Source organism: Streptomyces sp. NPDC006551 (assembly GCF_040611675.1).
Lineage (GTDB): Bacteria > Actinomycetota > Actinomycetes > Streptomycetales > Streptomycetaceae > Streptomyces.
The window spans coordinates 147,745-170,901 of the sequence record NZ_JBEXOT010000010.1 but is presented as its reverse complement, the minus strand read 5'-3'; the positions used below and the strand labels follow the sequence as shown (position 1 = coordinate 170,901).

Annotated in this window: 20 protein-coding genes and 1 pseudogene; 6 read left to right on the top strand and 15 right to left on the bottom strand. The window is 73.9% G+C overall.

Annotated features, from left to right (window positions below; all coding sequences use genetic code 11):
- Positions 1 to 71: 71 nt before the first annotated feature.
- From ABZY12_RS13585 to ABZY12_RS13550, 8 genes are all read right to left on the bottom strand, one after another.
- Entirely contained in the window at positions 72 to 641 is a 570-nt protein-coding gene (locus tag ABZY12_RS13585; RefSeq protein WP_356889611.1) for a PadR family transcriptional regulator, read from the bottom strand.
- A gap of 87 nt (positions 642 to 728) precedes the next feature.
- Entirely contained in the window at positions 729 to 1,739 is a 1,011-nt protein-coding gene (locus ABZY12_RS13580; protein WP_356889609.1) for a glutathione S-transferase C-terminal domain-containing protein, read from the bottom strand.
- Between the two features lie 73 nt (positions 1,740 to 1,812).
- Positions 1,813 to 3,651: an alpha/beta-hydrolase family protein gene (locus ABZY12_RS13575; protein ID WP_356889607.1), complete on the bottom strand. Its 1,839-nt coding sequence runs from the start codon at positions 3,649 to 3,651 to the stop codon at positions 1,813 to 1,815.
- A gap of 68 nt (positions 3,652 to 3,719) precedes the next feature.
- Complete coding sequence (locus tag ABZY12_RS13570) at positions 3,720 to 3,878, bottom strand: hypothetical protein (protein ID WP_356889605.1); 159 nt, start codon at positions 3,876 to 3,878, stop codon at positions 3,720 to 3,722.
- A gap of 51 nt (positions 3,879 to 3,929) precedes the next feature.
- Entirely contained in the window at positions 3,930 to 4,421 is a 492-nt protein-coding gene (locus ABZY12_RS13565; RefSeq protein WP_356889603.1) for a hypothetical protein, read from the bottom strand.
- A gap of 107 nt (positions 4,422 to 4,528) precedes the next feature.
- Positions 4,529 to 5,941 carry an amino acid permease gene (locus ABZY12_RS13560; RefSeq protein WP_356889601.1) on the bottom strand — a complete coding sequence of 471 codons (1,413 nt, stop codon included), beginning with the start codon at positions 5,939 to 5,941 and terminating at the stop codon, positions 4,529 to 4,531.
- Between the two features lie 66 nt (positions 5,942 to 6,007).
- Complete coding sequence (locus ABZY12_RS13555; RefSeq protein WP_356889599.1) at positions 6,008 to 8,167, bottom strand: phage holin family protein; 2,160 nt, start codon at positions 8,165 to 8,167, stop codon at positions 6,008 to 6,010.
- 138 nt (positions 8,168 to 8,305) lie between these two features.
- On the bottom strand, positions 8,306 to 8,710 hold the full coding sequence (locus ABZY12_RS13550) for a recombinase family protein (protein ID WP_356889597.1): 405 nt from the start codon (positions 8,708 to 8,710) through the stop codon (positions 8,306 to 8,308).
- A gap of 355 nt (positions 8,711 to 9,065) precedes the next feature.
- Here ABZY12_RS13550 and ABZY12_RS13545 point away from each other — a divergent pair, with 355 nt between their 5' ends.
- Positions 9,066 to 9,839 (top strand): MBL fold metallo-hydrolase, encoded by a 774-nt coding sequence (locus tag ABZY12_RS13545; protein ID WP_356889637.1) that lies wholly within the window; start codon positions 9,066 to 9,068, stop codon positions 9,837 to 9,839.
- Positions 9,836 to 10,495 (top strand): VTT domain-containing protein, encoded by a 660-nt coding sequence (locus ABZY12_RS13540; protein WP_356889595.1) that lies wholly within the window; start codon positions 9,836 to 9,838, stop codon positions 10,493 to 10,495. Before ABZY12_RS13545 ends, ABZY12_RS13540 begins: the two co-directional genes overlap by 4 nt.
- Here the strand turns inward: ABZY12_RS13540 and ABZY12_RS13535 are convergent.
- The 3 genes from ABZY12_RS13535 to ABZY12_RS13525 form a co-directional block, all read right to left on the bottom strand.
- Entirely contained in the window at positions 10,475 to 11,500 is a 1,026-nt protein-coding gene (locus ABZY12_RS13535; RefSeq protein ID WP_356889593.1) for an MBL fold metallo-hydrolase, read from the bottom strand. The genes ABZY12_RS13540 and ABZY12_RS13535 overlap by 21 nt on opposite strands.
- A 70-nt stretch (positions 11,501 to 11,570) precedes the next feature.
- Positions 11,571 to 12,803 carry an aminotransferase class I/II-fold pyridoxal phosphate-dependent enzyme gene (locus ABZY12_RS13530; protein ID WP_356889591.1) on the bottom strand — a complete coding sequence of 411 codons (1,233 nt, stop codon included), beginning with the start codon at positions 12,801 to 12,803 and terminating at the stop codon, positions 11,571 to 11,573.
- 400 nt (positions 12,804 to 13,203) lie between these two features.
- Positions 13,204 to 15,054 carry a transketolase gene (locus ABZY12_RS13525; RefSeq protein ID WP_356889589.1) on the bottom strand — a complete coding sequence of 617 codons (1,851 nt, stop codon included), beginning with the start codon at positions 15,052 to 15,054 and terminating at the stop codon, positions 13,204 to 13,206.
- 195 nt (positions 15,055 to 15,249) lie between these two features.
- On the opposite strand from ABZY12_RS13525, the gene ABZY12_RS13520 reads away from it, so the two are divergent.
- Positions 15,250 to 16,077 carry a methyltransferase domain-containing protein gene (locus tag ABZY12_RS13520; RefSeq protein ID WP_356889587.1) on the top strand — a complete coding sequence of 276 codons (828 nt, stop codon included), beginning with the start codon at positions 15,250 to 15,252 and terminating at the stop codon, positions 16,075 to 16,077.
- A 31-nt stretch (positions 16,078 to 16,108) separates the two neighbouring features.
- Positions 16,109 to 16,480, top strand: coding sequence for a VOC family protein (locus tag ABZY12_RS13515; protein WP_356889585.1), 372 nt, complete (start codon positions 16,109 to 16,111; stop codon positions 16,478 to 16,480).
- On the opposite strand, the gene ABZY12_RS13510 is transcribed toward ABZY12_RS13515, so the two are convergent.
- The 4 genes and pseudogenes from ABZY12_RS13510 to ABZY12_RS13495 form a co-directional block, all read right to left on the bottom strand.
- The gene (locus ABZY12_RS13510; protein ID WP_356889583.1) at positions 16,456 to 18,459 is read right to left on the bottom strand and encodes a DUF5107 domain-containing protein; all 2,004 of its coding nucleotides are present in this window, start codon (positions 18,457 to 18,459) and stop codon (positions 16,456 to 16,458) included. The two genes, ABZY12_RS13515 and ABZY12_RS13510, sit on opposite strands and share 25 nt — an antisense overlap.
- Positions 18,460 to 18,476: 17 nt before the next feature.
- A pseudogene (locus tag ABZY12_RS13505) lies at positions 18,477 to 18,862 on the bottom strand (arginase family protein).
- A 63-nt stretch (positions 18,863 to 18,925) separates the two neighbouring features.
- Complete coding sequence (locus ABZY12_RS13500) at positions 18,926 to 19,495, bottom strand: GNAT family protein (protein ID WP_356889581.1); 570 nt, start codon at positions 19,493 to 19,495, stop codon at positions 18,926 to 18,928.
- Between the two features lie 140 nt (positions 19,496 to 19,635).
- Positions 19,636 to 21,063, bottom strand: a complete 1,428-nt coding sequence (locus ABZY12_RS13495) for an MFS transporter (protein WP_356889579.1) — start codon at positions 21,061 to 21,063, stop codon at positions 19,636 to 19,638.
- Between the two features lie 168 nt (positions 21,064 to 21,231).
- On the opposite strand from ABZY12_RS13495, the gene ABZY12_RS13490 reads away from it, so the two are divergent.
- Together ABZY12_RS13490 and ABZY12_RS13485 are read left to right on the top strand one after the other, a co-directional pair.
- The gene (locus tag ABZY12_RS13490) at positions 21,232 to 21,981 is read left to right on the top strand and encodes a GntR family transcriptional regulator (RefSeq protein ID WP_356889577.1); all 750 of its coding nucleotides are present in this window, start codon (positions 21,232 to 21,234) and stop codon (positions 21,979 to 21,981) included.
- Positions 21,982 to 22,047: 66 nt separating this feature from the next.
- Positions 22,048 to 23,136 carry an adenosine deaminase gene (locus ABZY12_RS13485; RefSeq protein ID WP_356889575.1) on the top strand — a complete coding sequence of 363 codons (1,089 nt, stop codon included), beginning with the start codon at positions 22,048 to 22,050 and terminating at the stop codon, positions 23,134 to 23,136.
- Positions 23,137 to 23,157 lie beyond the last annotated feature (21 nt).

Below are 23,157 nucleotides of genomic sequence, written 5' to 3'. Positions count from 1 at the left end.
AGTCGAGTCGGTTTCGATGGGTGTGGAGGTGCGGGCGATGAGGGTGCGCGGGGCGGCTCGCCCCGGCCTGCTCAGCGCTCGGTCGGGCCGAGCCGGCGGAGCGTGGCGAGTACGTCGTCGAGCCAGGCGAGCGTCATCCGCTCGTACGCGATGCCTCCGCGCAGCACCACGTGCTGGAGCTCCCGCCCCGCGTCGGGCGTCCCGGTGGGCCCTGGGGCGTGCGCTCCCGTGAAGTCCCGCAGCTCTCCGGCGAGATACCGGGCGAGCCGGTCGGTGTGCGCCTGGTGGTGCCGCTCGACCTCGCGGATCAGCGCGGCCGGGTCGTCGAAAGCCGCGCCGCGGATCTTCACGGCGAGGTCGTGGCGGACACTTTCGGGTTCGATCGGCTCGTGCAGCCACTGGGACAGGGCGTCCCGTCCGAGGGGGCCGACGGAGTACTCCTTCTTGTCCGGGCGGCCCTGCTGCGGCACCTCCCGGACGTCCACCCAGCCCTCGGCCTCCATGCGCTTGAGCACGCGGTAGATCTGCTGGTGGGTGGCGGTCCAGAAGTAGCCGATGGACCGCTCGAACCGCCGGGCCAGCTCATAGCCGGAGCCCGGCTTCTCCAGCAGCGACACGAGGATCGCGTGTTCGAGTGCCATGCCCCGATCTTCGTATGCAACGAGTTGCATACACAAGCGGCGCAGCTCGATGAGACACGACTCACCCCGCCGCGCGGGACGCGGGGCTCAGTCGCCCAGCGGGGTGTGGCCCGGTGGTACCGCTTCCCCGGCCGCGGGCCGGGCGGGCGGGGTGCCGTCGCCGAACGGCCGGCCGCCCAGTGCCGCACGGCCGTGCGGGGTGAGCCAGCCCGACAGGTCCGGGCCCGCCGGCACGATCCCGGTCGGGTTGATGTCCCGGTGGACCAGGTAGTAGTGCCGCTTGATGTGGTCGAAGTCGACCGTGTCACCGAATCCGGGCGTCTGGAAGAGGTCCCGCGCGTAGGCCCACAGGACGGGCATCTCGGACAGCTTCTCCCGGTTGCACTTGAAGTGACCGTGGTAGACGGCGTCGAAGCGGACGAGCGTGGTGAAGAGGCGTACGTCCGCCTCGGTGATCGTGTCGCCGACGAGGTACCGGGAGGTCTCGAGCCGCTCCGAGAGCCGGTCGAGACGGGCGAACAGACGGGAGAACGCCTCGGTGTACGCCTCCTGGGACCCGGCGAACCCCGCGCGGTAGACGCCGTTGTTCACGTCCCGGTAGACCGCCTCGTTCACCGCGTCGATCTCGGCGCGCAGCGCTTCCGGGTAGAGCGCCGGAGCGCCTTCGCGGTGGTACGGCTTCCACTGCGTCGACAGGTCGAGGGTGATCTGCGGGACGTCGTTGGTCACCACCTTCCCGGTCGGCACGTCCACGATCGCCGGCACCGTGACACCTCGGTCGTAGCCGGGGTCACGGGCGAGGTAGGCGTCCTCGAGCCGCTGGATGCCCAGCACGCTGTCACGGCCGCCGGGGTCCAGGTCGAACGTCCAGCTGCGCTCGTCGTGCGTCGGGCCCGCGACGGCCATGGACAGGGCGTCCTCCAGCCCGAGGAGCCGCCGTACGATGACCGCCCGGCCGGCCCAGGGGCAGGCCCGGCTGACCACCAGGCGGTACCGGCCCGGCTCCACGGGGAAGCCGTCCCGCCCGTCGGCGGTGATCCGGCTGGTGATGTAGCGGCTGTCGCGGGTGTACCCCCCGCCGGGGTTCACGTAGCTCACCTCGTGCCCCTACCCCCGGAGGCCCGCGCGACTCGGGGGCCACTCGAACGCCGTCTTCCACCTGCCGACCGATTCAGTACGCGGCCCTGCGGCCCTGGATGAAGGCGCGCAGCCGGGTCGTGTCGGCGGTCGTCCAGCCCTTGGGTGGGATCACCGCCGCCCATCCGTCCACCGCGCCGGCGCCGTAGCGGTGGCCGTGCGGTGCCTGGACGCCGTACGACACCGCCATGTCGACGGACGTCTGCCAGAAGGCGACGAACGGGAACCAGTCCATCTCGGGGGTGATGTCCGGGCCGAGGGGGTGGTCCAGCCACTCCGGGCGCTCCAGGAGGAGGTCGGGCGACCACCGGACGACGGGGTCGGAGGCGTTCTGGAGATGGACGGCGCGCGGGCGCTCCCACCGGGCCGGCGGTCGGGCGAGGTCCGCCCGCGGGAACTGGGCGAAGCGCACCCGCGCGCCGCCCTCGTACGTCGGCCGCCACACGGGGCTGCCGGGGTCGCGGTCGCGGCGGATCCGCTGGGAGATCGGGGAGAAGTCCGGGGCACCGAGCAGCAGGGCCCCGTCGGTCCGGGCGAGCAGGTCGTCGAGGCCGTCGAAGGACGCCTCGACGGCGTAGGCGCCGAGGCTCTCACCGGTGACGACGAGTGCGGGGCGCCGGTCGGCGGGCAGCGTGTCCAGCTCGGCGCGGACGGCGCGGACGAGTGCGCGGGTGGCCTGGCCGGCCTTCTCCTTGTCGACGAGGAAGGAGACCCAGCTGGGCAGGTACGAGTACTGGACGGCGACGATGGCGGTGTCGCCGTCGTACATGTACTCCAGCGGTTCGGCGACGTTGGGGTTGACCCAGCCGGTTCCGGTCGTCCCGGCGACGGCGAGGACCTCGCGGCCGAAGGCTCCGGTGCGGCGCAGTTCGCGTACGGCGAGTTCGGCCTGGGCCCGGAAGGGGCGGTCGTCCTCGAAGGCGGCGGGCAGCGCGGAGGGGATGTAGACCCGGACCGGGTCGCGGGCGGGGCGGCCGCTCCAGGCGGTGAGGCGGTCGCGGGTGGGGACGGCTCCGGTGAAGTTCCGGCCCTGGAAGCCGAGGTCCCGCCAGGGGATCAGGGAGCCGGGGCCGCCGGAGACGTACCGGGAGACGGGCCGCCGGATGCCGTCCTTCGTACCGCCGTTGGTGGCTTCCGCGATGCGGTCGGCGACGTCGACGATGCCGCGGTCGAAGACCACGTCTCGGACGCCGACGAGGACGGCGAGGGTGGACAGCAGCGCGCCGACGGCGAAGGCGACGGGCCGTGGCAGGAGCCGGGCCAGCGCGCGGATCAGCGCGGCCGAGCCGAGGCGGACGGCGCGGGCGAGGAGGAGGACCGCGAGGAGGAGACCGGCCGCCATCAGGGCGATCATCGGGGTGTGCCAGGTGAGGGCCGCCGGAAGGCCCTGAAGGACGCGGAGCTGACGCTGCATCCGGGCGCTCTCGGAGATCAGCCAGAGCGACAGGAGGGGGCAGATCACTCCGTACGCCTGCCAGCACCGGGCCCGCGCCCGTTCGTCGGGCCGCCACGTCACCAGGGCCCGGAACAGCCAGGCGAGGGTGGAGCCGAGCGCGTAACCGATGGCGGCGGTGATGCCGCCGACGACGCCTTGCAGATACCAGGGGCGGGGCACGAGCGAGGGGGTGAGGGAGGTCCAGAAGAAGAGCGTGGCGACGCAGAGGGCGGTGAGATCGGGCCATCGGCGGATCCGGTACGAGGGGTCGGGGCGGTCCCAGTACGGGCGCCGGGCGAAGGCCAGGAGCCGCGCGCCGAGCGCCCGTACCGGGTGGTCGTGGCGGCCGGGGCCGGGCCCGGGGTGGTCGTGGCGGCCGGGGCCGGGCGCGGGTCCGGCGGACCGATCGGGGGTGGTGTGCCGGTCGGTCGAGGTCATCGGCTCAGCCTCGTCCACGGCACACCGTTCCGTAAACCCCCGCCGGACCCGTCCTCGGCGTCGGCCCGTCAGCGGGTGGCGCGCCTCTCCTTGCCGGCGGGGGCGGCCGGGGTCTCCCGGACCGGCGCGCGTTCCGGCTCCGGTTCGGTGACGCGGGCGGTCCGTTCCTCGCGGGCGGCCTCGGCGCGCAGCAGGGCGTTGAGCACGGCGAAGGGGTCGACGGGCATGGCGAAGCTCCTTGCGGTGGGGGGTGAGGGGTGGTGAGAGGTACGGGCCTCTCAGCAGCGCATCACCACGCATCGCAGGGCGCGGTCGCGCGGGGCGGAGTGGGGAGGGGACGCGGCGGCCGGGGCGCGCCGGACGGGGGCGGGCGGGGTGGGCGGCCCTCCGCGCCGGGCGGCGGCCCGACGCCGGGAGCGGTCCCGGCCCGGTGTGGCGGCCTCGGACTCGGCCGTGTCGTGGGCCTCCCCGCCGGGATCGGGCACGACGGACGCGGCGTGTCTGACCTCGCCCCCGCCGCACCCGGCCGCTCCGGCGAAGATCCCGAACAGCGCGACGAGCACGACCAGCACGGGCACTCCGACGCGCCCCCACGGGCGCCCGCGCCCCCGGCCCGGCCGTCGCGGAGCGGGCGTGGCGGTGACGGCCGTCGCGGACAGGTCGGGCGGGCCGTCCGGGCACGGATCAGCCGGGTCGGGGCGGGCGGCGAAGGACCCGGGCGCGCTGGGGGTGGCCGCCGGGGTGGCGGGGAGCGCGGACGGGGGCCTCATGGAGATCCGTACTGCCCCGGTACGGCCGCGCCGCCCCCTTCCCCGCCCCGGATCCGCCCGGGCGGCCTACGCCCGAGCGACCGAATTCACCGGACCGGCACAGGCGCTCAGGCCGCCGCGCGCACCTTGCGGGCCGACATCCACGCGTAGACGAGCACTCCCGCGAAGAGGAACAGCACACCCTGGTAGACCGCGGCGTAGCCGGAGCCGGCCACCAGCCACATGGAGAAGGCGAAGGCCGCCCCGGCCAGGACCCCGTCGCGGATCAGGCGGCCGCGGTCGACGCGCTCGGACCGGCCGGAGAGGAGGAAGTAGATCTGGGCGGCGGTGGACAGCAGATACGGGACCGTGGCCGTGAAGGTGGTGACCAGGACCAGGATCTCGAAGACGCCCTTCGTGCCGGCCGTGTAGTTGTACACCGTGAGGAGCGACGCCAGGACGACGGTCACGACGACACCGACCGTCGGGACCCCGCGCCGCTTGTGGGCGAAGACCTTCGGGAAGAGGCCGTCCCGGGCGGCCGCGTACGGAGTCTGGGCGCTGAGCAGCGTCCAGCCGTTGAGCGCGCCGACCATGGAGACCAGCGCCATGCACGCGATCGCCGTTCCGCCCCACGAGCCGCCGAACATCGCGTTCACGGCGTCGGAGAAGGGCGCGCCGGAGTCGACGAGCCGGTCGTGGGCGACGGTGCCGAAGACGGAGAGCGTGCCGAGGAGATAGATCGCGGCGGCGCCGAGCGTGCCGAGGACGGTGGCGCGGCCGACGTTGCGGCGCGCGTCGCGGACCTCGCCCGCGCTGACGGCGGCCGACTCCACGCCGAGGTAGGAGAAGAGCAGGATGGCCGCGGAGGCGGAGACGGCGCCGAGCGCGCTGTCGCCGTCGGCGAGGAAGGGCCCGAGGTTGGCGCTGTCGAAGAAGAACAGTCCGCCGACGGCGACGACCAGGAGCGGGACGAACTTGAGGACGGTCGCCACCAGCTGCACCGCGCCGACGTACCGGGTGCCCGCGAGGTTGGCGAGGGCGGGCAGCCACTGGAGGGCGAGGGCCGCGCCGATGGTGGCGGCCTTCGACTCGTGGACGGGGATCAGTACGTCGAGGTAGCCGACGGCGGCGACGGCGAGGGCGGCGTTGGAGACCCAGGTGGTGATCCAGTACGACCAGGCTGCCAGGAATCCGGCGAAGTCGCCGAACGCCTCGCGGGCGTAGACGTACGGGCCACCGGTGCGCGGGTGGCGCCGGGCGAGCCGCCCGAAGACCAGGGCGAGGGCGATCGCTCCGAGGGTGAGGACTCCGAAGGCGACCAGGCTGATGGTGCCGTAGGGGGCGACGGAGGCCGGGAGGAGGAAGATTCCGCCGCCGATGATGTTGCCCATGACCAGGGCCGTCGCGACGGGAAGTCCGAACCGCCGGGCGTGCCTGTCGTCCTGGCCACCGCCCTGCCCGCCGTACCGCTCGCCGTCGGCCTTGTCGCCCGGCGTGCTGTCGCGCGAGGTGTCCTGTGGAGTTGTCGCCGTGCTCATGAGGGGGTGGTGCCTTCCGTCGTGCAAACCCGAATATCCTCGGGCAACGGCGAACACCCGTCCAAATCAGCTGATTTTGTCCTGCCCGACCGGGCCGTCTACCGGAAGAAGTACTTCCGCATCGGCCGCGGGCCGTGAAATCTCCAGCGGGACCTGCGGGCCCGCACACTCCCTCAGCCACCCCCGCAGCACCCGGTGCACCTGCTCGGCGCCCACCAGATCGGCCGGCGGCGCCGGCAGGTCCACCGGCGACAGCAGGAAGGGGTACGCCTGCTCGCCGCCGAGGCCGCCGTGGGAGCCGATCTGTTCCTCGAAGGCGTGCACCCTGCCCGTCGCCGGGTCGTACATCGAGTTCACCATGATGTCCGCGACGTGCGGGAAGCCGTCCGTGCGCCGCACCGCGTCCGCCGCGCCCGGCCCGAAGACCGCGAGCGGCCCGTCGTCGGCGAGTTCGGCGACCGGCACCTCCGCCCCGTCCCGGCCGAGCACGACCGAACCGTGCTCGGCGCTCGCGACCAGCAGGAAGCCGATGCCGGGGTGGTTGGCCAGGGTCCGCAGGAGAGCGGGATGGCGGCGGTCGATCTCCTCCTTGGTCATCCGGTGCGGGACGTCCGGGAAGGAGATCAGTCCCAGGTTCCCGGAGGCCAGCACCAGCGGCTCGGACGGCCGGGTGGCCGGCGCCCCCGCCTGCCGCGTCTCCTCGCCGTACTCGCCGTACTCGTCCACCGGTCGGTGAAGCGCGCTGCGCAGCGCGTCGCGGGCCGCGTCCCTGGCCTCCGAGCCGCTGGGCGTGCGCCCGACCCTGCGCGGTACGGGCAGCCCGCACCCGGCCCGCACGAGATCCTTGAGGGTGAGCCCGTACGCGCTCTCGAAGGTCTCGCCCGGGCTCTGGCCGTGGTCGGAGAGGAGCACGATCCGGTACGGCCGGGGCGCGTGCTCCGCGACCTTCGCGATCAGGGCGATCGAGCGGTCGAGCCGCGCGAGGACCTGGTCGGTGTCCCGGCCGTGCGGTCCCGAGTGGTGCGCCACCTCGTCGTAGGCGACGAGGTCGGCGTAGACGGCGGTCCGTCCCGCCAGCATGTCGCCGATCACCGCGGCGACGACCACGTCACGCTCGACGACGGTCGCGAAGGCCCGGATGAACGGGTAGGCGCCGCCCCGCGAGACCCGTGGGGTCTCCTTGCGCAGGCGCGCCCGGGTCGCCTGGACCGTCTCGCGGGCGGCCTCGGCGACGAACGACCCGGCGGTGCGTACGGCGTTGGCGGGGTCGGAGAAGTAGGCGAAGTAACCTGCCCTCGAGCGGTTGCGGCGGCCGCGGCGGGCGGCCATGGACAGGACGAGCGCGAGCTGGTCGGCGCCGCCGCTGAACAGGTTGCCGCGGGAGGCCCCGTCGACCGTCAGCAGGCCGCCGTCACCGGTGCGTTCGATGGCGCGGCGCTGGAGTTCGACGGCACTGGCCGGCCGGTTGCTGACCATCAGCCGGCCGGTGTCCTTCTCGTACCAGCGGAACGCGGGCACGTCCTCGTTGGAGCCGTGCAGGATGCCGAGCTGGCTGGCGCCGGTCTGGCTGGACCAGTCGGTGCGCCAGGGCGTGAGCCGGTGGGTGGTGTCGAGCCAGTCGGCGACGGTCGGCATCAGTCCGTCGGCGACGGCGTCGCGGAGCACCCGGTGGCCGACGCCGTCGAGTTGCAGGAAGACGGTGCCATGGACGGGCTCGGGCCCGCCGGGAGCTCCCCTCGCCGGCCGGGTCCTGGTGCGGTCGGCGAGACGGTAGAGGCGGCGGCGGTAGGCGTCGTCGTCGCGGACGGCGAGGGCGGTGGAGGTGGCCGAGGCGACGGCGGACATCACCGCGGCGACCACGACGGCGGTCTCCGGGTCGGCGGCGCCCCGCCCGTCGGGGATCAGCCAGAGCGCGACGAGCAGCAGCGAGCCATTGAGGAAGAACACCAACAGGCCGAGCACCAGGGCCGGTACGAGCAGCAGCGCCCGTACGATCACCGGCCACACCAGCGCGCCGAGCAGGCCGAACGCTCCCGCGCCCCAGACGGCGGTGAGCGCGGTACGCGTGATGCTGTCCCCGTCGGGGGACTGGAGCTGGAAGTCGGGCAGCAGTCCGGCCAGGGCGAGCATGGTCAGGGTGGACACCGCCCAGACCACGATCACCCGCAACAGCGCGCTGCCCGCGGTCCGCCAGCGTCCGGCGATCCGCCATCGCCCGTCTCCCACGCCTGTTTCACCTTTCGCCCGTTTCCTGCCTCAAGCGTGGCACAACGCCCACCGGGCCCCGGGCGGACGGCGATACTGCCGGGAGACGACCCAGGGCGTGTCTTTCGGATCAGGACGGCAAGAGCCGAAGGACACGCCCTAGCAGCCGTCGTATCCGGCTGTGGGCATGGAGAGTCTGCGGTGGACGTCGGCCTTGCCGGCCGCGTCGTACGCCGGCTCGTCCAGGCCCACGGTCTCGAGCCGTACGCCCCGCCGCTCGCACTCCGCGAAGAAGCCGGCGACGTCGGTCAAGGCCCGTGCGAGGACGCGCTCGTTGGGGGCGACGAAGAGGTCGACCGCGCCCGCGTCGACGTCGGCCCAGAGCGCGTCGTGGTCGGGGCGGATTCCGTAGAAGAGCAGTTGCCTCGCCACCACATAGCCCTTGTCGCGGGCCCAGCGGGCGCACATCGCGTGCTGGCTGCGGGTGTCGACCAGGAAGGGGTCGCTGTCGAGTTCCTCGAGCGGGGTGAGGCTGGCGATCGCCGCCACCCGAACGTCGTCCATGGGCCGACCCTACTCCGAACGCGGACGGGCGAGGAGGGCGCGGCCGGACGGCCCCCCGGTGCCGGAGGAGCGGCGCGGGCGGGCCGTGGAGCGCCGGGGCGGCCTCACGGCGGGGAGGAGTAGCCACAGGTGTGGCAGATCCTCCAGCCGTCCTGGGTGACCGCCAGGACGCCTCCGCAGCGTGGGCACTGCGCCGAATTGCCGATCGTCCCCTTGGTACTCACCGCGGCTCCCATCGCCTCGCTGACGGATGGCTACCCCCGTGCCCCGCCGTGGACGCCCCGCATCGCCCGCCGGGGGCATCTACCCTCGTAACGGAGTGCCGAGGTCGTCGACGGGAAGGGCGGGCGGGCCGGTGGAGGTCACCTGGTGGGGTCACGCCACGTGCACGGTCGAGGACTCCGGGGTCCGCTTCCTCACCGATCCGCTCTTCGCGCGCCGGCTCGCGCATCTGCGGCGACGGCGCGGCGCGCTTCCGCCGCCCGAGGCCGCGGTCGCCGAGGCGGTGCTCGTCTCCCATCTGCACGCGGACCATCTGCATCTGCCCTCGCTCGCCCGGCTCGCGCCCGGGACTCGGCTGATCGTGCCGGACGGTGCTCCGCGCGCCGTGCCGGGGCTGCGGAAGCTGGACGGCCGCGGTCTGCGGCTGACCGAGATGGCGCCCGGCGACGAGCTGGCGGTGGAGGGCGTGACCGTACGGGCCGTGCCGGCGCTGCACGACGGACGGCGGCTGCCGGTGGGGCCGCACCGCTCCCCCGCGCTCGGTTATGTGGTCGAGGGCGAGGCGCGGACCTACTTCGCCGGGGACACCGGCCTCTTCGACGGGATGGCGGAGGCGGTCGGGCCGGTGGACGTCGCGCTGCTTCCGGTGGGTGGCTGGGGGCCGTACCTGGGGCACGGTCATCTGGACGCGGACCGGGCGGCGCGGGCGCTGGCGGCGCTCGCGCCGGCCGCCGCGGTGCCGGTGCACTACGGCACGTACTGGCCGATCGGGATGGACGCCGTGCGGCCGCACGAGTTCCACGCCCCCGGTGACGAGTTCGTCCGGCACGCGGCGCGGCTCGCGCCGAAGGTGGCGGTGCATCGGCTCGGGCACGGCGAGCGGGTGCGGCCGGAGGTCGCCCGGTGATCGACGGGCTGCTGGAGGCGGTGCGGGAGCTGCCGTCGGAGTCGACGCAGCAGGCGGTCGGCTACCCCTCGCTGTTCCTGCTCGTGGCGCTGGGCGCGCTGGTGCCGGTGGTGCCGACGGGGGCGGTCGTCAGCTCGGCGGCCGTCGTCGCCTTCCACCAGACGGCGCCGCTCGCGCTGCTCTTCGTCTTCCTCGTGGCGGCCTTCGCGGCGCTCCTGGGCGATGTGGCGCTGTACTGGCTGGGGCAGCGCGGCGTCCGGTCGAGGAACGGTTCGCGGTGGCTCGCGGCGCTGCGCGGCCGGGCCACGCCGGAGCGGCTCGCGCAGGCGAGGGAGCGGCTGGAGACCCATCAGGTGTCGGTGCTCGTCCTGTCGCGGCTGGTGCCGGCCGGGCGGATCCCGGTGATGCTGGCGTGCCTGCTGGCGGGCATGCCGCTGCGCCGGTTCGTCCGGGGGGACCTGCCGGCGTGTCTGGCGTGGGCGGCGACGTATCAGCTGATCGGGATTCTGGGCGGCTCGCTGTTCCCCGAGCCGTGGCAGGGCGTGGTGGCGGCGGTGGTCCTGGCGCTGTTGATCAGCGGGGCACCGGCGCTGTGGCGGCGGGCACGCGGCGCACGGCGGGAGGACGCCAAGACGTCAGGCGGCGAGCACGCGTGAGGCGCCGACCGGGAGGTCCCAGAGGTTCTCGCGGGGCAGACCGGCCCGTTCCCAGGCGGCCCGGACCCGGGTGAGGGGTTCGAGGACCGGCTCGGAGGAGAGGACGAACGTCGCCCAGTGCATGGGCGCCATCCGTCGCGCCCCGAGGTCCTGGAACGCGCGGACGGCCTCCTCGGGGTCGGTGTGGACGTCGCGGAGCCACCAGCGCGGTGCGTAGGCGCCGATGGGGAGCAGCGCGAGGTCGATGCCGGGGTGACGGCGGCCGATCTCGGCGAACCAGTGGCCGTAGCCGGTGTCCCCGGCGAAGTAGATCTGGTGGCCGGACGGGTCGGTGAGGACCCAGCCGCCCCACAGGGAACGGCAGGTGTCGAGGAGGGTTCGCTTCGACCAGTGGTGGGCGGGGACGAACTCCACGCGTACACCGTCGAGTTCGCAGGCCTCCCACCAGTCGAGCTCGGTGACCCGGGTGAACCGCCGGCGGGTGAACCAGCGGCCGAGTCCGGCGGGGACGAAGACGGGGGTCTCCCGTGGCAGCCGTTTGAGGGTGGGGGCGTCGAGGTGGTCGAAGTGGTTGTGGCTGATGACGACGGCGTCGACGGGGGGCAGGGCCTCCCAGCGCACGCCGACGGGGGTGATCCGGGCCGGGGTGCCGATGATCCGGCGCGACCAGACGGGGTCGGTGAGGACGGTCAGACCGCCGATGCCGAGGATCCAGCTGGCGTGCCCGGCCCAGGTGACGGAGACGGTGCCGGGCCCGGCGGCCGGCAGCGGGCCGGGTTCGTACGGGAGCAGCGGGACGTCGCGCAGCCCCTCGCGGCCGGGGCGCATGGTGCCCTCGCGGGCCAGCCGGGCCATGGCGCGGACGCCGGGGAGCGGGGCGGTGAGGCGGTCGGCGAAGGAGCACGGCCAGTCGTCCCGGATCCGGCCGAGGGGCTGGAGCACCGGGGCCGTGGGTGCGCCGCGGGTGAGCGGGGGCTGGGCCGGGCGTGCCGTCTGTTCCGTCATCTGCGGGCTCCGTTCTCGGCAGCTCGTCGGGGATATCCGGTTCCGCGGTGGTGCCGGAGTGCCCCCGGGGTCACCGGAGTTCCTCCAGGGCGGCTCCGAAGAAGCCCAACGCGCGGTTCACGTGCGGCAGTTCCTCGGGCGCGGACGAGGTGAGCGCCTCCCTCCGCTCCTCCTCGGTGGGGCCCAGGAGCGCGCCGGTGTCGAACCTCACCCGCAGCGCCCCGAGTTCGTCGCCGAAGCGGTGGCCGCCGGGGACCGGGGTCCCGAGCCGTTCGGTGAGATGGTTCTCCAGCTCCATGGAGTCGGTGACGCCGCGTGCGGCGAGCCCGGCCCGCAGCGGCCCGAGGTCGGCGTAGAGATGACGGCCGGCCTGTGGGGGCAGGGCGAGTGCTCCGGCGGTGAGGACGGCCCGGTGGGCGGCCGTGGCCACGCGCGCGTGGAGGGCGGCGCTGAGGGCGACCCGTTCGGTGACCTCCGCGGGTTCGTCGAGGGCGTGTGCCGCGGCGGGCGCGACCGGGCCGGCGACGACGGCGCCGAGGGCGGTGAGGACGTCCAGGGTGCGGGCCCGCGGGTCGGCGTACCGGTCGTGGCGCGAGGGGGCGGTGGGCGGGAAGCGGGCGACGGCGCAGGGCCAGGCGGCGGGGGCGAGGGCGCCCGCCAGGTCGTAGAGGACGGTGACGTCGTCCGGGCACATCTCGGCGGGGCTGAGCAGCACGGGGTCCCCGGGGCGGTGCAGGGTGTCGCGCCAGGTCTCGTCGCTGATGATGTGCAGCCCCTCGGCGACGGCGGCCTCGCATGCCTCGCGGACCAGTTCGGGCGGGGCGACGGTGCCGGTGGGGTCGTCGGCGACGGAGATCAGCAGCAGCCGGGGCTGTCCGCCCTCGGCGCGCACCCGCCGCACGGTCTCGAGCAGGGCGTACGGGTCGGGGACGCCGCCGCACTCGGCGGGGGTGGGCACGTGGTAGGCGGGGCGGCCGAGCAGTCGCGCCTGCGGCGTCCACCAGGCGGGGCACGGCCGGGGCATGAGCACGTCCCCGCCGTGGGCGGCGAGGAGGGCCAGCAGCAGGGGCTGGGCGCCCGGGGCGGCGACCACGTCCTCGGCGTGGGTGCGCAGTCCGCGCCGCCACCAGTATCCGCCGGCGGCCTCCCGCAGGACGGGGCCGCCGCCGGGCGGTTCGACGGTGCCGCGGCCCGCGGCCGCGGCGAGGATCGCGGCCTGCCCGGGGAGCACCGGCAGGTCGGGCTCCGGGGTGGGCGGCCCGTAGCGCACCGGGCCGCGGCCTTCCGGAGCCGTCTGTCGCATGTCCCGTACCTCCTGAGCCGCGGGCGGCGCACGCCCATGGCGCCACTGCCCTTTATACGAAGATTCATGGGGATTCGCCGCTTCAGAGGGCGGCTCGGCGGGCGGTCCGACGGGGCACCGGCCGGGCCTCTTCGGAGGAGACCGGTGCAGGCGGCGCCCACCGCCGTCAGGGTGACGGGGACGGAGCCGTTCGCCCGGGACCGGACACGGAGGGCCGCCGGCACGGGCGGCCTTCCTCGGCCCGCCGCCGACGCTCCGGCCACCGCTCGGTGTCCGATGCCCAGGCCAGCGCACAGGACCCGCAGGCGCTCCGGCCACCGCTCGGTGTCCGTTGCCGCGGGGGTGCACCACGCCCAGCCCCGCGGGCGCTCCGGCGCCGGTTCGGTGTCCGCTGCCCGGGTCAGCGCACCAGGACCCGCTCCAGCATCAGCTCGACCGCCGAGACGATCGCGTCCGCGTCGATCCCCGCCTCGTGGAGCTGTTCCTCCGGCGTCGCCGAGGCCGGCATCGAGCGGACGGCGAGCCGGGCCAGGCGGGGCACGTCGCCGTGGCCGTTGGCGTACGCCTCGGCGACCGCGTCGCCGATCCCGCCCTCGGGCCGATGGTCCTCGACGGTCAGGACGCAGCCCGTCGCGCCGGCCGCCTGGTCGAGGGTGGCGGTGTCCACCGGCTTGACCGAGTACAGGTCGATGACCCGCACGGGCAGGCCGAGCTCCTCCAGCCGGTCGGCGGCGCGCAGGGCCTCGTGGACGGTCACCCCCGCTGCGACGACGGTCGCGCGGTCGTCCTCGCCGTGGCTGCGCAGCACCTTGCTGCCGCCGACCGGGAACTCCTCGTCGGGGCCGTAGAGGACCGGGGACGCGCCGCGTGACGTCCGCAGATAGCGGACGCCGTCCAGGTCGGCCATCGCCGCCACCAGCTTCGCCGTCTGGTTGGCGTCGCAGGGGTAGAGGACGGTGCTGCCGTGCACCGACCGCAGCATCGCCAGGTCCTCCAGGCCCATCTGGCTGGGCCCGTCCTGACCGATGGCGACGCCGGCGTGGGAGCCCACCAGGTTGATCCCGGCCCTGCTGACCGCCGCCATCCGGATGAAGTCGTGAGCCCGGGTGAGGAAGGCGGCGAACGTCGAGGCGTAGGGGACGTAGCCGCGCGCCTGGAGCCCCACGGCGGCCGCGACGAGCTGCTGCTCGGCGATCCAGCACTCGAAGTGGCGCTCGGGATGCGCCTTGGCGAAGAACTCGGTACGCGTCGAGTCGCCGACCTCGCCGTCGAGCGCCACGACGTCACCGCGCACGGCGCCGAGGGCGGCGAGGGCCTCTCCGTAGGCGTTGCGGGTGGCGACCTCCTCGCCGCCCTTGTCGTAGCGCGGGAGATCCGGCGCGCGGCCCCGCTCGTGGCGGGGGACCTGTGCGGCGGGCGGGTCGGTCACGTTGACCTGGAGGTCGCTGGTGCCGCCCAGTTCGGCGATGGCGGCCTCGGCGTCCGGGAGCGGTTTGCCGTGCATGCCCTCACGGTTCTCCACGGCGGCCACGCCCCGGCCCTTGCGGGTGGCGGCGAGGATCGCGGTGGGCCGCCCGACGGTGGCACGGGCCTCCCGCAGCGCCGCGTCCACGGCTTCGACGTCGTGCCCGTCGATCGGCACGGTGTGCCAGCCGAAGGCTTCGAGGCGCGCGGCGTAGGCGCCCAGATCGTGCTGATGGCGGGTGGGGCCGCGCTGACCGAGCCGGTTGACGTCGACGATCAGCGTGAGGTTGTCCAGGCGGCAGTACGACGCGTGCTCGACGGCCTCCCAGACGGAACCCTCGGCCATCTCGCTGTCCCCGCAGACCACCCACACCTGGTACGGGACGTGGTCGAGGAACTTCCCGGCGAGGGCCATACCGACCCCGACGGGCAGGCCCTGGCCCAGTGAGCCGGTCGCGACGTCGACCCAGGGCAGCCGGGGCGTGGGATGGCCTTCGAGCAGACTGCCGCGGCGGCGGAAGGTGAGCAGTTCGCCGTCCCCGACGACGCCGGCCGCCCGGTACATGGCGTACAGCAGGGGCGAGGCGTGTCCCTTGGAGAGGATGAGGCGGTCGTTGCCCGGATGGTCGGGCCGGTCGAAGTCGTAGCGCAGATGGCGGGCGAGAAGGACGGCGCCGATCTCCGCCGCCGACATCGAGGAGGTCGGATGGCCGGACCCGGCCGCGTCGGCGGCTCGCACGGAGTCGACCCGGAGCTGCTGGGCGAGCGCGGACAACGTTTCGTTCATGGCGGACCTTCCTCCACGCGTCTTCTGTCGCGGCGGGCGGGCACTGTCGGCGGTGCACACCACGCGGGTGCCCAGGGAGCCGGGGAGTAACCCGGGGAATCCATCGGCGCGTTGTCCATATTTCAAGATTCACGTCTCACGATACGACTGCGGGACGTACCGTGGCCGTACCCACTCACCCAAGGGAGTCCGCTCATGAGGCAGAAGTCCGAGCATCAGGAGACCGCCGTCTACACCCACGGCCACCACGAGTCGGTGCTGCGCTCGCACAGCTGGCGCACCGCCGCCAACTCCGCGGCGTATCTGGTCCCCGAACTGCGGCCGGGTCTGGACGTCCTGGACGTGGGCTGCGGTCCGGGCACCATCACCGCCGATCTGGCCGCACTGGTCGCGCCCGGCCGGGTGACGGCGGTGGACGCGGCCGAGGACGTCCTGGACAGGGCGCGCGCCGTCGCCGCGGAACGGGGCGTGCGTAACGTGGAGTTCGCGGTCGCCGACGTGCACGCGCTGGACTTCCCCGACGACTCCTTCGACGTCGTCCACGCCCATCAGGTGCTGCAACACGTCGGCGACCCGGTGCGCGCGCTCCGCGAGATGAGGCGGGTGTGCCGTCCCGGCGGGCTGGTGGCCGCCCGCGACAGCGACTACGGCTCCTTCGCCTGGTACCCGGAGCCGCCGGCCCTGGCCGAGTGGCTGGAGCTGTACCACCGTGTCGCGCGGGCCAACGGCGGGGAACCGGACGCCGGGCGGCGGCTGTTCGCGTGGGCACGGCAGGCCGGGTTCACGGACGTCACGACGACCGCGGGCACCTGGTGCTTCGCCACCCCGGAGGAACGCGCGTGGTGGAGCGGGCTGTGGGCGGACCGTACGACCGAGTCCGTCTACGCGAGGCTGGCGGTGGACGGTGGCCACACCACCGTGGAGCGGCTGGTCGCCATCGCCGAGGCGTGGCGGGAGTGGGGCCGGCGGGAGGACGCCTGGTTCATGGTGCCGCACGGCGAGATCCTGTGCCGGGTCTCCTGACGGCCCGTCCCGTTCAACTAGGGTCGCTCGTATGGACATTCTCGGAACCACGCTGCGTGTCTGTGTCGACGACCTCGATGCGGCGGTCGACTTCTACGAGCGGCTCACCGGCGGTCGCGCCCTGCGCTTCGAACGCGGCGGTGTCTCGGTCGCGGCCGTCGGCTGTTTCCTGCTGATGAGCGGCCCCGAGTCGGAGCTGGAGGTGCTGCGCAAGGTGGCGGCGACCATCTCCGTCCAGGATGTGGACGCCGCGTTCACCTCACTCACCGAGGCCGGAGCGAAGGTCCTGGCCGGCCCGGTGCCGACCCCGGCGGGCCGCAATCTGATCGCGGTCCACCCGGACGGCTCGGTCTTCGAGTACGTCGACCAGCGCAGGGATCAGGGCGTCATCCGGAATTCGTAGCGGTCCGGGAGCGGCTCGTCGGTCAGGGCCGACCAGACCTCGCCCAGGATCCGCGCGCCCTCCCGCAGGTCCGCCACCTCGAAGCCCGTGTCGAAGACGGCCCGGGCCTCGGCCCTCCTCCCCTCGGCGAGCAGGAGCCGGGCCTCGATGAAGCGGAGAGCCCCGCGAGCGCGGACGGCCCGCGGCAGCCGTTCCCAGACGGCGCGGGCGGCGGCGGCCCGCCCGGCGGCGAGCAGGGCGGCCAGCGTCTCCCTGCCGAGCGCTGCCGTGACCGCCGGGTCGGCGGCGACGGAGCGGTCATCGCCGTCGGTGCCGTCGTCCGAGCGTGAGCCGGTGCGGAGGCCGGTACGGGACAGGTCGTCGAAGGCCTCGGCGAACCGTTCCGCGGCCCGCACCGGGTGTCCGCCCTCCTGGTCGGCCACGGCGAGGCAGTACAGCAACGGCCAGCGCGCGGTGGCGGCCGCCAGCCCCCGTTCCCAGCTGCGGACCGCCTGGGCGAGGTCGCCGGCGTGCCACTGGGCTATCCCGAGGTGGTACTCCGTGTGGGATTCGGCGGGCGCGGTCTCCAGCATGTCCCGCCAGTGGTCCGCGACCAGGGAGGGGCCGGGTGCCGTCCCCTCCTCCAGAGGCGGCAGGACGCCGGTGCGGAGCAGTTCGAGCCAGGGCTTCTGCTCCTCCCCCAGCGTCGATTCGGGGAACGGCGTACCGGCCAACTCCAGGCCGCCCCGCAGGACTTCGAGCGCTCCCCAGCCGGATCCGGTGGCCAGGACCTCGATCGGGCCGGCGTCCGCCGCCGTGCCGCGCCACGTCTCGTACGCGGCCTCGACGGCCGCGCGGGGCAGGGCCTCCTCCAGGCGGCGCTCGACGCTCGCGCGGGCCGCCGCCCAGTCCTCGCCGTGGACCGTCTCCGGCTCGGCGACCAGCGGACCGTACGCCTCCAGCCAGCTGAACTCCTCGCCGGGCTCCAGCCTCAGGTGCTCCATCTGGGTCCGGGCGAGTCCCGCCTGGATCTCGGCGTAGCCGGGCGCGCCGGGCTCGGTCAGCCACTCCTGCCAGCGCCGTCCGCCCCGGGCGGTTCCCCACAGGAAGAGCTTGCGTCCGCGCAGCAGATCCGTCGACGTCTGGACGAGTCCCGCGCCGCTGTCGTCGAGGGCGGCGATCCACCGCCGCCGCCGGTCGGGAAGTTCGTAGAAGTAGTCGGCGGGCAGGGCGGAGCGCAGCGGGTGGGTACGGTCCGTGCCGTCGTCGGTGACCGGCACCGGTACGCGGCGCAGGTCCCGGTCGTAACCGTGGTGCCAGGCTTCGTCGGCGGGGGCGAGGATCCGGCGGTCCTCGGGGACGGCCGTGTTGGACCACCAATAGACGGGGACGGCCCTCTCGTGCGGATTGCGGATCCGTACGCCCACGCGGAGGAAGTCGGAGCCTTCCGGCAGCCACAGATCGACCTGGAACGGGACGTCGCGGAGCCGCTCCCACTCCCACAGCCGGAGCATCTCGCCGCCGTCGGGGGCTGGCACGGTCGCCGCGTGCAGCGGAGCGCAGGAGAGCGTGCCGTGGCCGCGCGCACCGATGTTCCACTCGATGCCGCCCGCGAACCAGGCGCCGTTGAGGGCGAAGGCCGCGGGCTGGAACACCGGGTTGCGGTGGACCAGTTCGCGCCCGGTCGGCTTGTGGTGCAGGGAATGGACCCGGCCGCCGAGGCCGGGCAGCACGGTCGCCCGCAGCCGGTCGTTCTCGATCACGAGCGCGTCCAGCGCGGTGGGGACGCGCTCGCGGCCGTAACCGTCGCGGATCGGTGCGGGCAGCACGGTGCGCAGCGGCGCGTACCCCCATTGCCGTGCCATCTCGCGGGGCATGTCCGCTCGGGCACGTGCGTCGATCTGGGGCGTTCCGTCGAGGGTCCGCAGCGCGGGCAGGGGGTTGTCGGGGCCCAACGCGGCGGCGGGCAGCGTCAGTACGGCACGTCGTACGGTCGTCATGGAGGCAGGCTTCCCCGTCAGGCGCCGGTGAAGGCGGACACGACGAGGTCCGTGAGGAGCGCGCCGGCGGTGCCCTCCGGGTCGAGGTCGGGGTCGTAGATGGTGACGTTGAGCCCCACACAGCGCTCGGAGCGGACCAAGACGCGCAGCAGCGTGACCAGTTCGGCGGGAAGCAGCCCGTCCGGGTCGGGGCTGTCGACGGCCGGCATCACGGTCGGGTCGAGGACGTCCGGTCGTAGCGGGGCTGCGGCACCACGACTCCGCCTTCCAGCGCCCCGAGCCGCTGGACGATCCGGTTCTCGCGCAGGGCTCCGGCGAGCTTGTGACAGCCGGGGACGGTGCCGGGCGCCGGCGGCCGGAGGCCGAGGTTGGACGGGGCGTCGATGGCCACGATGTTCCGCATGCGCCCCATCCTCTCCGCCGCGGTCCGGAGGCTCAACGGTGTTCCCGCCGGAGGCTCGCTCGCCTATGACGGGGCGCGCTGAGCGACGGGTCCGGGCGGGGCGGTGATCGCCCAGCGTTCGTGGTCGCGCCAGGCGCCGTCGATGAAGAGCATCGCGGGCGAGAAGCCTTCGAGGCGGAATCCGGCGCGACGCACCAGGGAGCGGGAGGCGGCGTTGCCCGGCTGGATGTTGGCCTCCAGGCGGTGCAGCCCGAGCGGGCCGAAGGCGTACGGCAGGAGGAGTCCCAGCGCCTCGGTCAGGAGTCCTCGGCCGGCTGCGTGCGCGAAGGCGCCGTAGCCGAGGGCTCCGCTGAGGAAGGCGCCGCGGACGATGTTGTTGATGTTGACGAATCCGGCGAGCCGGCCGCCCTCCTCCCGTTCGCAGACGAGGAACCCCTCCCTCGCGGGGTCCTCGTCCATCGCCCGCGTGTAGGTCGCGTAGGCCTGTCGGCTGTCCGGCGGGAAGAGCCAGGGGCGGTGCAGGTCGCGGCTGGCGCGGACGTGGGCGGTGAACTCCTCCGCGTCGTCGGGTGTGTACGGCCGCAGCCCCACACGGGGGCCCGCGGTGAGGTAGCGCCCGGGGTCGTCGATCATCCTGCCAGGCTATCCCCGGGGCCGGGGCACGGCGGAGAACAGGGCCGCCCCCGTCGGACCAGGAGGGGAGGGCTCCGGTCCGCACGGGGGCGGGGGGAGGGGCCGCACGGGTGAGGCCACGGGGGCGCCCGGCGGCCCGGTCAGTGGTGCGACAGGACCAGCTGCGGCTCGTCCTCCGGGGCGTCGGCCGGGTCGGGGCGCTGGATGAGCAGGGCCGTGACGACGCCGATGCCGAGAAGGGCGAGCGCCGCGTACATCGCGTGCTGGTAGCCGGCCTCGGTGACGCCCTGGGCGTCACTGCCCGCCGTGATCATCGCGGAGGCGAGGGCGATGCCGAGCGAGGCTCCGATGCCGAAGCAGGCGCCGTTGAGGCCGGAGAGCGAGCCCGGCTTGTCCTTGGGGGCGGTGGTGACGGCGAGGCCGTTGAGGCCGGTGAGCATGAAGCCGCCGTAGGTGACACCGAGCGCTGCCAGCGAGGCGACCAGGATCCACTCGTGATGCAGGAAGAAGGTGGCGAAGAGGAAGATCGCGAAGTTGGCGACGGCGCCGGTGACGACGATGGTGCGCCAGCCGATCCTCGGACCGAGGCGGCCGGTCAGCGGGGCGGAGACCACGCCGATCAGCTGGATCGGGGTGAGGAAGAGGACGGCGGCGGTGACGGCGGAGAGCCCGAGGCCGACGCGCGCGTCCTGGGAGAAGAGGGGGATGGTCAGCGCGATGGCGCCGAACGCGCCGCCGAGGGTGCAGATCGTGGTGAGGAGCAGCGGCCAGGCGCGGCGCGAGGCCAGCACCTCGATGTCGATGACGGGGTTGGCGGCGCTCTTCTGCGAGACGACGAAGAAGGCGAGCGAGGCGAGACCGCCGAGCAGGAAGCCGAGGGTGAGGACGGAGGTCCAGCCCCAGGCGGTGCCCTGGGCGAGGCCGACGAGGATGCCGGTGAGGCCGAGCGCGAGGGCGGCGATGCCGCGGGAGTCGAGACGGCCGTCGGGGGCGGTGGCCGGGACGTCGGGGACGTACTTCCGTACGCCGATCAGGCCCGCGACCGCGATCAGGGTGGAGCAGACGAAGATGCCGCGGAAGCCGATGGTGTCGGCGATCTGGCCGCCGGCGATGGCGTCGACGCCCGCCAGGCCGCCGTTGACGGCGGTGATGATGCCCGCCGCCTTGCCGAAGCCGGCCGGGCTGAGCAGCTGGTTGAGGGTGAGGAAGGCGAGGGTGAACATCGCGGCGGAGATGCCCTGGAGGACGCGGCCGGCGATGAAGATCTCGATGGTGGGCGCGAAGACGCAGAGCAGGTTTCCGGCGATCAGCACGAACGCGCAGACGATCATCATCGGCTTGCGGCCGCGCTGGTCGCTGAGGCGCGCGAGGGTGACCTGGCCGATGGCCGCCATCAGGAAGAAGAGGGTCTGGGAGAGACCGGCGGCGGCCGTGGTGGTGCCCAGGCGCTCGATGACATCCGGCAGCGCGGGGCTGAGCATCGTGGCGTTGATCTGGTAGCCGAGGACGGCGAGCACCATCGCCAGGAGCATGGGTCCACGGCCGGTGAGGTCGGATCTGGTTGACATGTCGGCCCCTTTGCCTTGGATGTCACGTCGTTGCGCGCACTGCTCACCATGCTTGTCTGACAAGCAGCGCCACGACAGGCTGGACTCTACGCGCGTCACGCGTCAAGACCCTTTGACCTGTGAATCCGAATACCGTTGACTTGCCGACAACCGAGGCGAGGAGGGGCAGTGGCAGTCAGCGGACAGCAGCGGCGACCGGTCGTGGTGCTCTACGAACGGATCGCCGACGCCATCCATGACGGCACCTACCCCCCGGGCTCGACGCTTCCCTCGGAGCCGAAGCTGGCGGGCGAACTGGGGGTGAGCCGCCCCGCCCTGCGCGAGGCGCTGCTGCTGCTCCAGGAGGACGGACTGCTCTCGGTTCGGCGCGGGGTCGGCCGGACCGTCAACGACCGCCAACCGCAGCGCGGTTTCGAGCACATCCAGCCGCTGGAGGAGCTGATCGGGGCGGGCGCCCCGCTGACCGTCCGGGCGCTGCTGCGGACGGTCGAGGAGCCCACCGACTTCACCACCCAGCATCTGCTCGCCCCAGCCAGGTCGGAGCTGCGGTTCTGGGAATCCCTGCTGGCCGGAGAGGGTACGGCGGCCGCGCTCAGCCAGGAGTGGGCGGCCGCCGACGACGTACTGGAGCGGACCCACCCGGACTTCGCCCGGGCCCTGCGCACCGAGCCGGCGGCCGGGCGCACCTCCATGCTGGCGGTGCTCGCCGCGGCCTCGCGCGGGGTGCCGCTCGGGGCGCGCAGCAGTGTGACGGCGACCCTGCTCGGCCAGCGCCGCGGGGAGCAGCTGGGGCGCCCGGCCGACACCCCGGCCGTACTGATCACCCAGGTGGTCCGGGTGGGTGAGACCCCCGTCCTGGCCGCCAAGCACATGCTCCCGACGGGCGCCCCCGCGCTGCCGGTACTCCAGTCGAACTGACCCACCGAGGGCCCTGTCGCCACTGTCACAGCGGACCGGGCCCGGCTTGGCGTACACTTCCCCGCCATGCACTTGTCTGACAACCCTGCCGCACCCGTCGCGCCCACCGTCTCCGAGTGGATCAGGCGGGCCCCGAAGGCCGTTCTGCACGACCACCTCGACGGCGGGCTGCGCCCCGCCACGATCGTCGAGCTGGCGCGTGAGTGCGGCTACGCCGCGCTGCCGACCGAGGACCCGGCCGAGCTCGCGGCCTGGTTCCGGGACGCCGCCGACTCCGGTTCGCTGGAGCGGTACCTGGAGACCTTCGCCCACACCTGCGCGGTGATGCAGACCCGCTCGGCCCTGGAGCGGATCGCGGCCGAGTGCGCCGAGGACCTGGCGGCGGACGGGGTCGTCTACGCCGAGATCCGCTACGCCCCCGAGCAGCACCTGGAGGGCGGGCTGACCCTCGACGAGGTCGTCGAGGCGGTCAACGACGGCTTCCGCGAGGGCGAGCGCCGCTCCGGCGGCCGGATCACCGTCCGCACCCTGCTCACCGGCATGCGTCACACCGACCGCTCGCTGGAGATCGCGCGGCTCACCGTCGCCCACCGCGACAACGGCGTGGCCGGCTTCGACATCGCGGGCGGCGAGATCGGCAACCCGCCGGCCCGCCACCTCCCCGCCTTCCAGCACCTGAAGCGGAACAACTGCCACTTCACCATCCACGCGGGCGAGGCGGTCGGCGCCGAGTCGATCCACGAGGCCGTGCAGGTCTGCGGCAGTGAGCGCATCGGCCACGGCGTGCGGATCACGGACGACATCGCCGAGGACGGCACCCTGGGCCACCTCGCCTCGTACGTCCGTGACAACCGCATCGCCCTGGAGGTCTGCCCGACCTCCAACCTCCAGACGGGCGCGGCCAAGGACTACGCCTCGCACCCGATCGACGAGCTGCGCCGGCTCGGTTTCCGGATCACCCTCAACACCGACAACCGTCTGGTCTCCGGCACCACCATGAGCGAGGAGTTCCAGCACATGGTGGACGCCTTCGGCTACGGCCCGGAGGTCTTCGAGGAGTTCACCGTCGCCGCGCTCGACGCCGCCTTCCTGCCGCTGCCGGAGCGGCAGCGGCTGATCGACGAGGTCGTCCGCCCGGGCTACGCGGCCCTCTAGGCCGTGACCCAGGCCCTGAAC

Bases quoted from the DNA above. Each gene is read 5' to 3' on its own strand.
- ABZY12_RS13565 (WP_356889603.1), bottom strand. From the start codon at position 4,421: ATGAGGCCCCCGTCCGCGCTCCCCGCCACCCCGGCGGCCACCCCCAGC.
- ABZY12_RS13510 (WP_356889583.1), bottom strand. From the start codon at position 18,459: ATGACGACCGTACGACGTGCCGTACTGACGCTGCCCGCCGCCGCGTTG.
- ABZY12_RS13585 (WP_356889611.1), bottom strand. From the start codon at position 641: ATGGCACTCGAACACGCGATCCTCGTGTCGCTGCTGGAGAAGCCGGGC.
- ABZY12_RS13530 (WP_356889591.1), bottom strand. From the start codon at position 12,803: ATGCGACAGACGGCTCCGGAAGGCCGCGGCCCGGTGCGCTACGGGCCG.
- ABZY12_RS13525 (WP_356889589.1), bottom strand. From the start codon at position 15,054: ATGAACGAAACGTTGTCCGCGCTCGCCCAGCAGCTCCGGGTCGACTCC.
- ABZY12_RS13500 (WP_356889581.1), bottom strand. From the start codon at position 19,495: ATGATCGACGACCCCGGGCGCTACCTCACCGCGGGCCCCCGTGTGGGG.
- ABZY12_RS13550 (WP_356889597.1), bottom strand. From the start codon at position 8,710: ATGGACGACGTTCGGGTGGCGGCGATCGCCAGCCTCACCCCGCTCGAG.
- ABZY12_RS13570 (WP_356889605.1), bottom strand. From the start codon at position 3,878: ATGCCCGTCGACCCCTTCGCCGTGCTCAACGCCCTGCTGCGCGCCGAG.
- ABZY12_RS13495 (WP_356889579.1), bottom strand. From the start codon at position 21,063: ATGTCAACCAGATCCGACCTCACCGGCCGTGGACCCATGCTCCTGGCG.
- ABZY12_RS13535 (WP_356889593.1), bottom strand. From the start codon at position 11,500: ATGACGGAACAGACGGCACGCCCGGCCCAGCCCCCGCTCACCCGCGGC.
- ABZY12_RS13520 (WP_356889587.1), top strand. From the start codon at position 15,250: ATGAGGCAGAAGTCCGAGCATCAGGAGACCGCCGTCTACACCCACGGC.
- ABZY12_RS13485 (WP_356889575.1), top strand. From the start codon at position 22,048: ATGCACTTGTCTGACAACCCTGCCGCACCCGTCGCGCCCACCGTCTCC.
- ABZY12_RS13515 (WP_356889585.1), top strand. From the start codon at position 16,109: ATGGACATTCTCGGAACCACGCTGCGTGTCTGTGTCGACGACCTCGAT.
- ABZY12_RS13560 (WP_356889601.1), bottom strand. From the start codon at position 5,941: ATGAGCACGGCGACAACTCCACAGGACACCTCGCGCGACAGCACGCCG.
- ABZY12_RS13575 (WP_356889607.1), bottom strand. From the start codon at position 3,651: ATGACCTCGACCGACCGGCACACCACCCCCGATCGGTCCGCCGGACCC.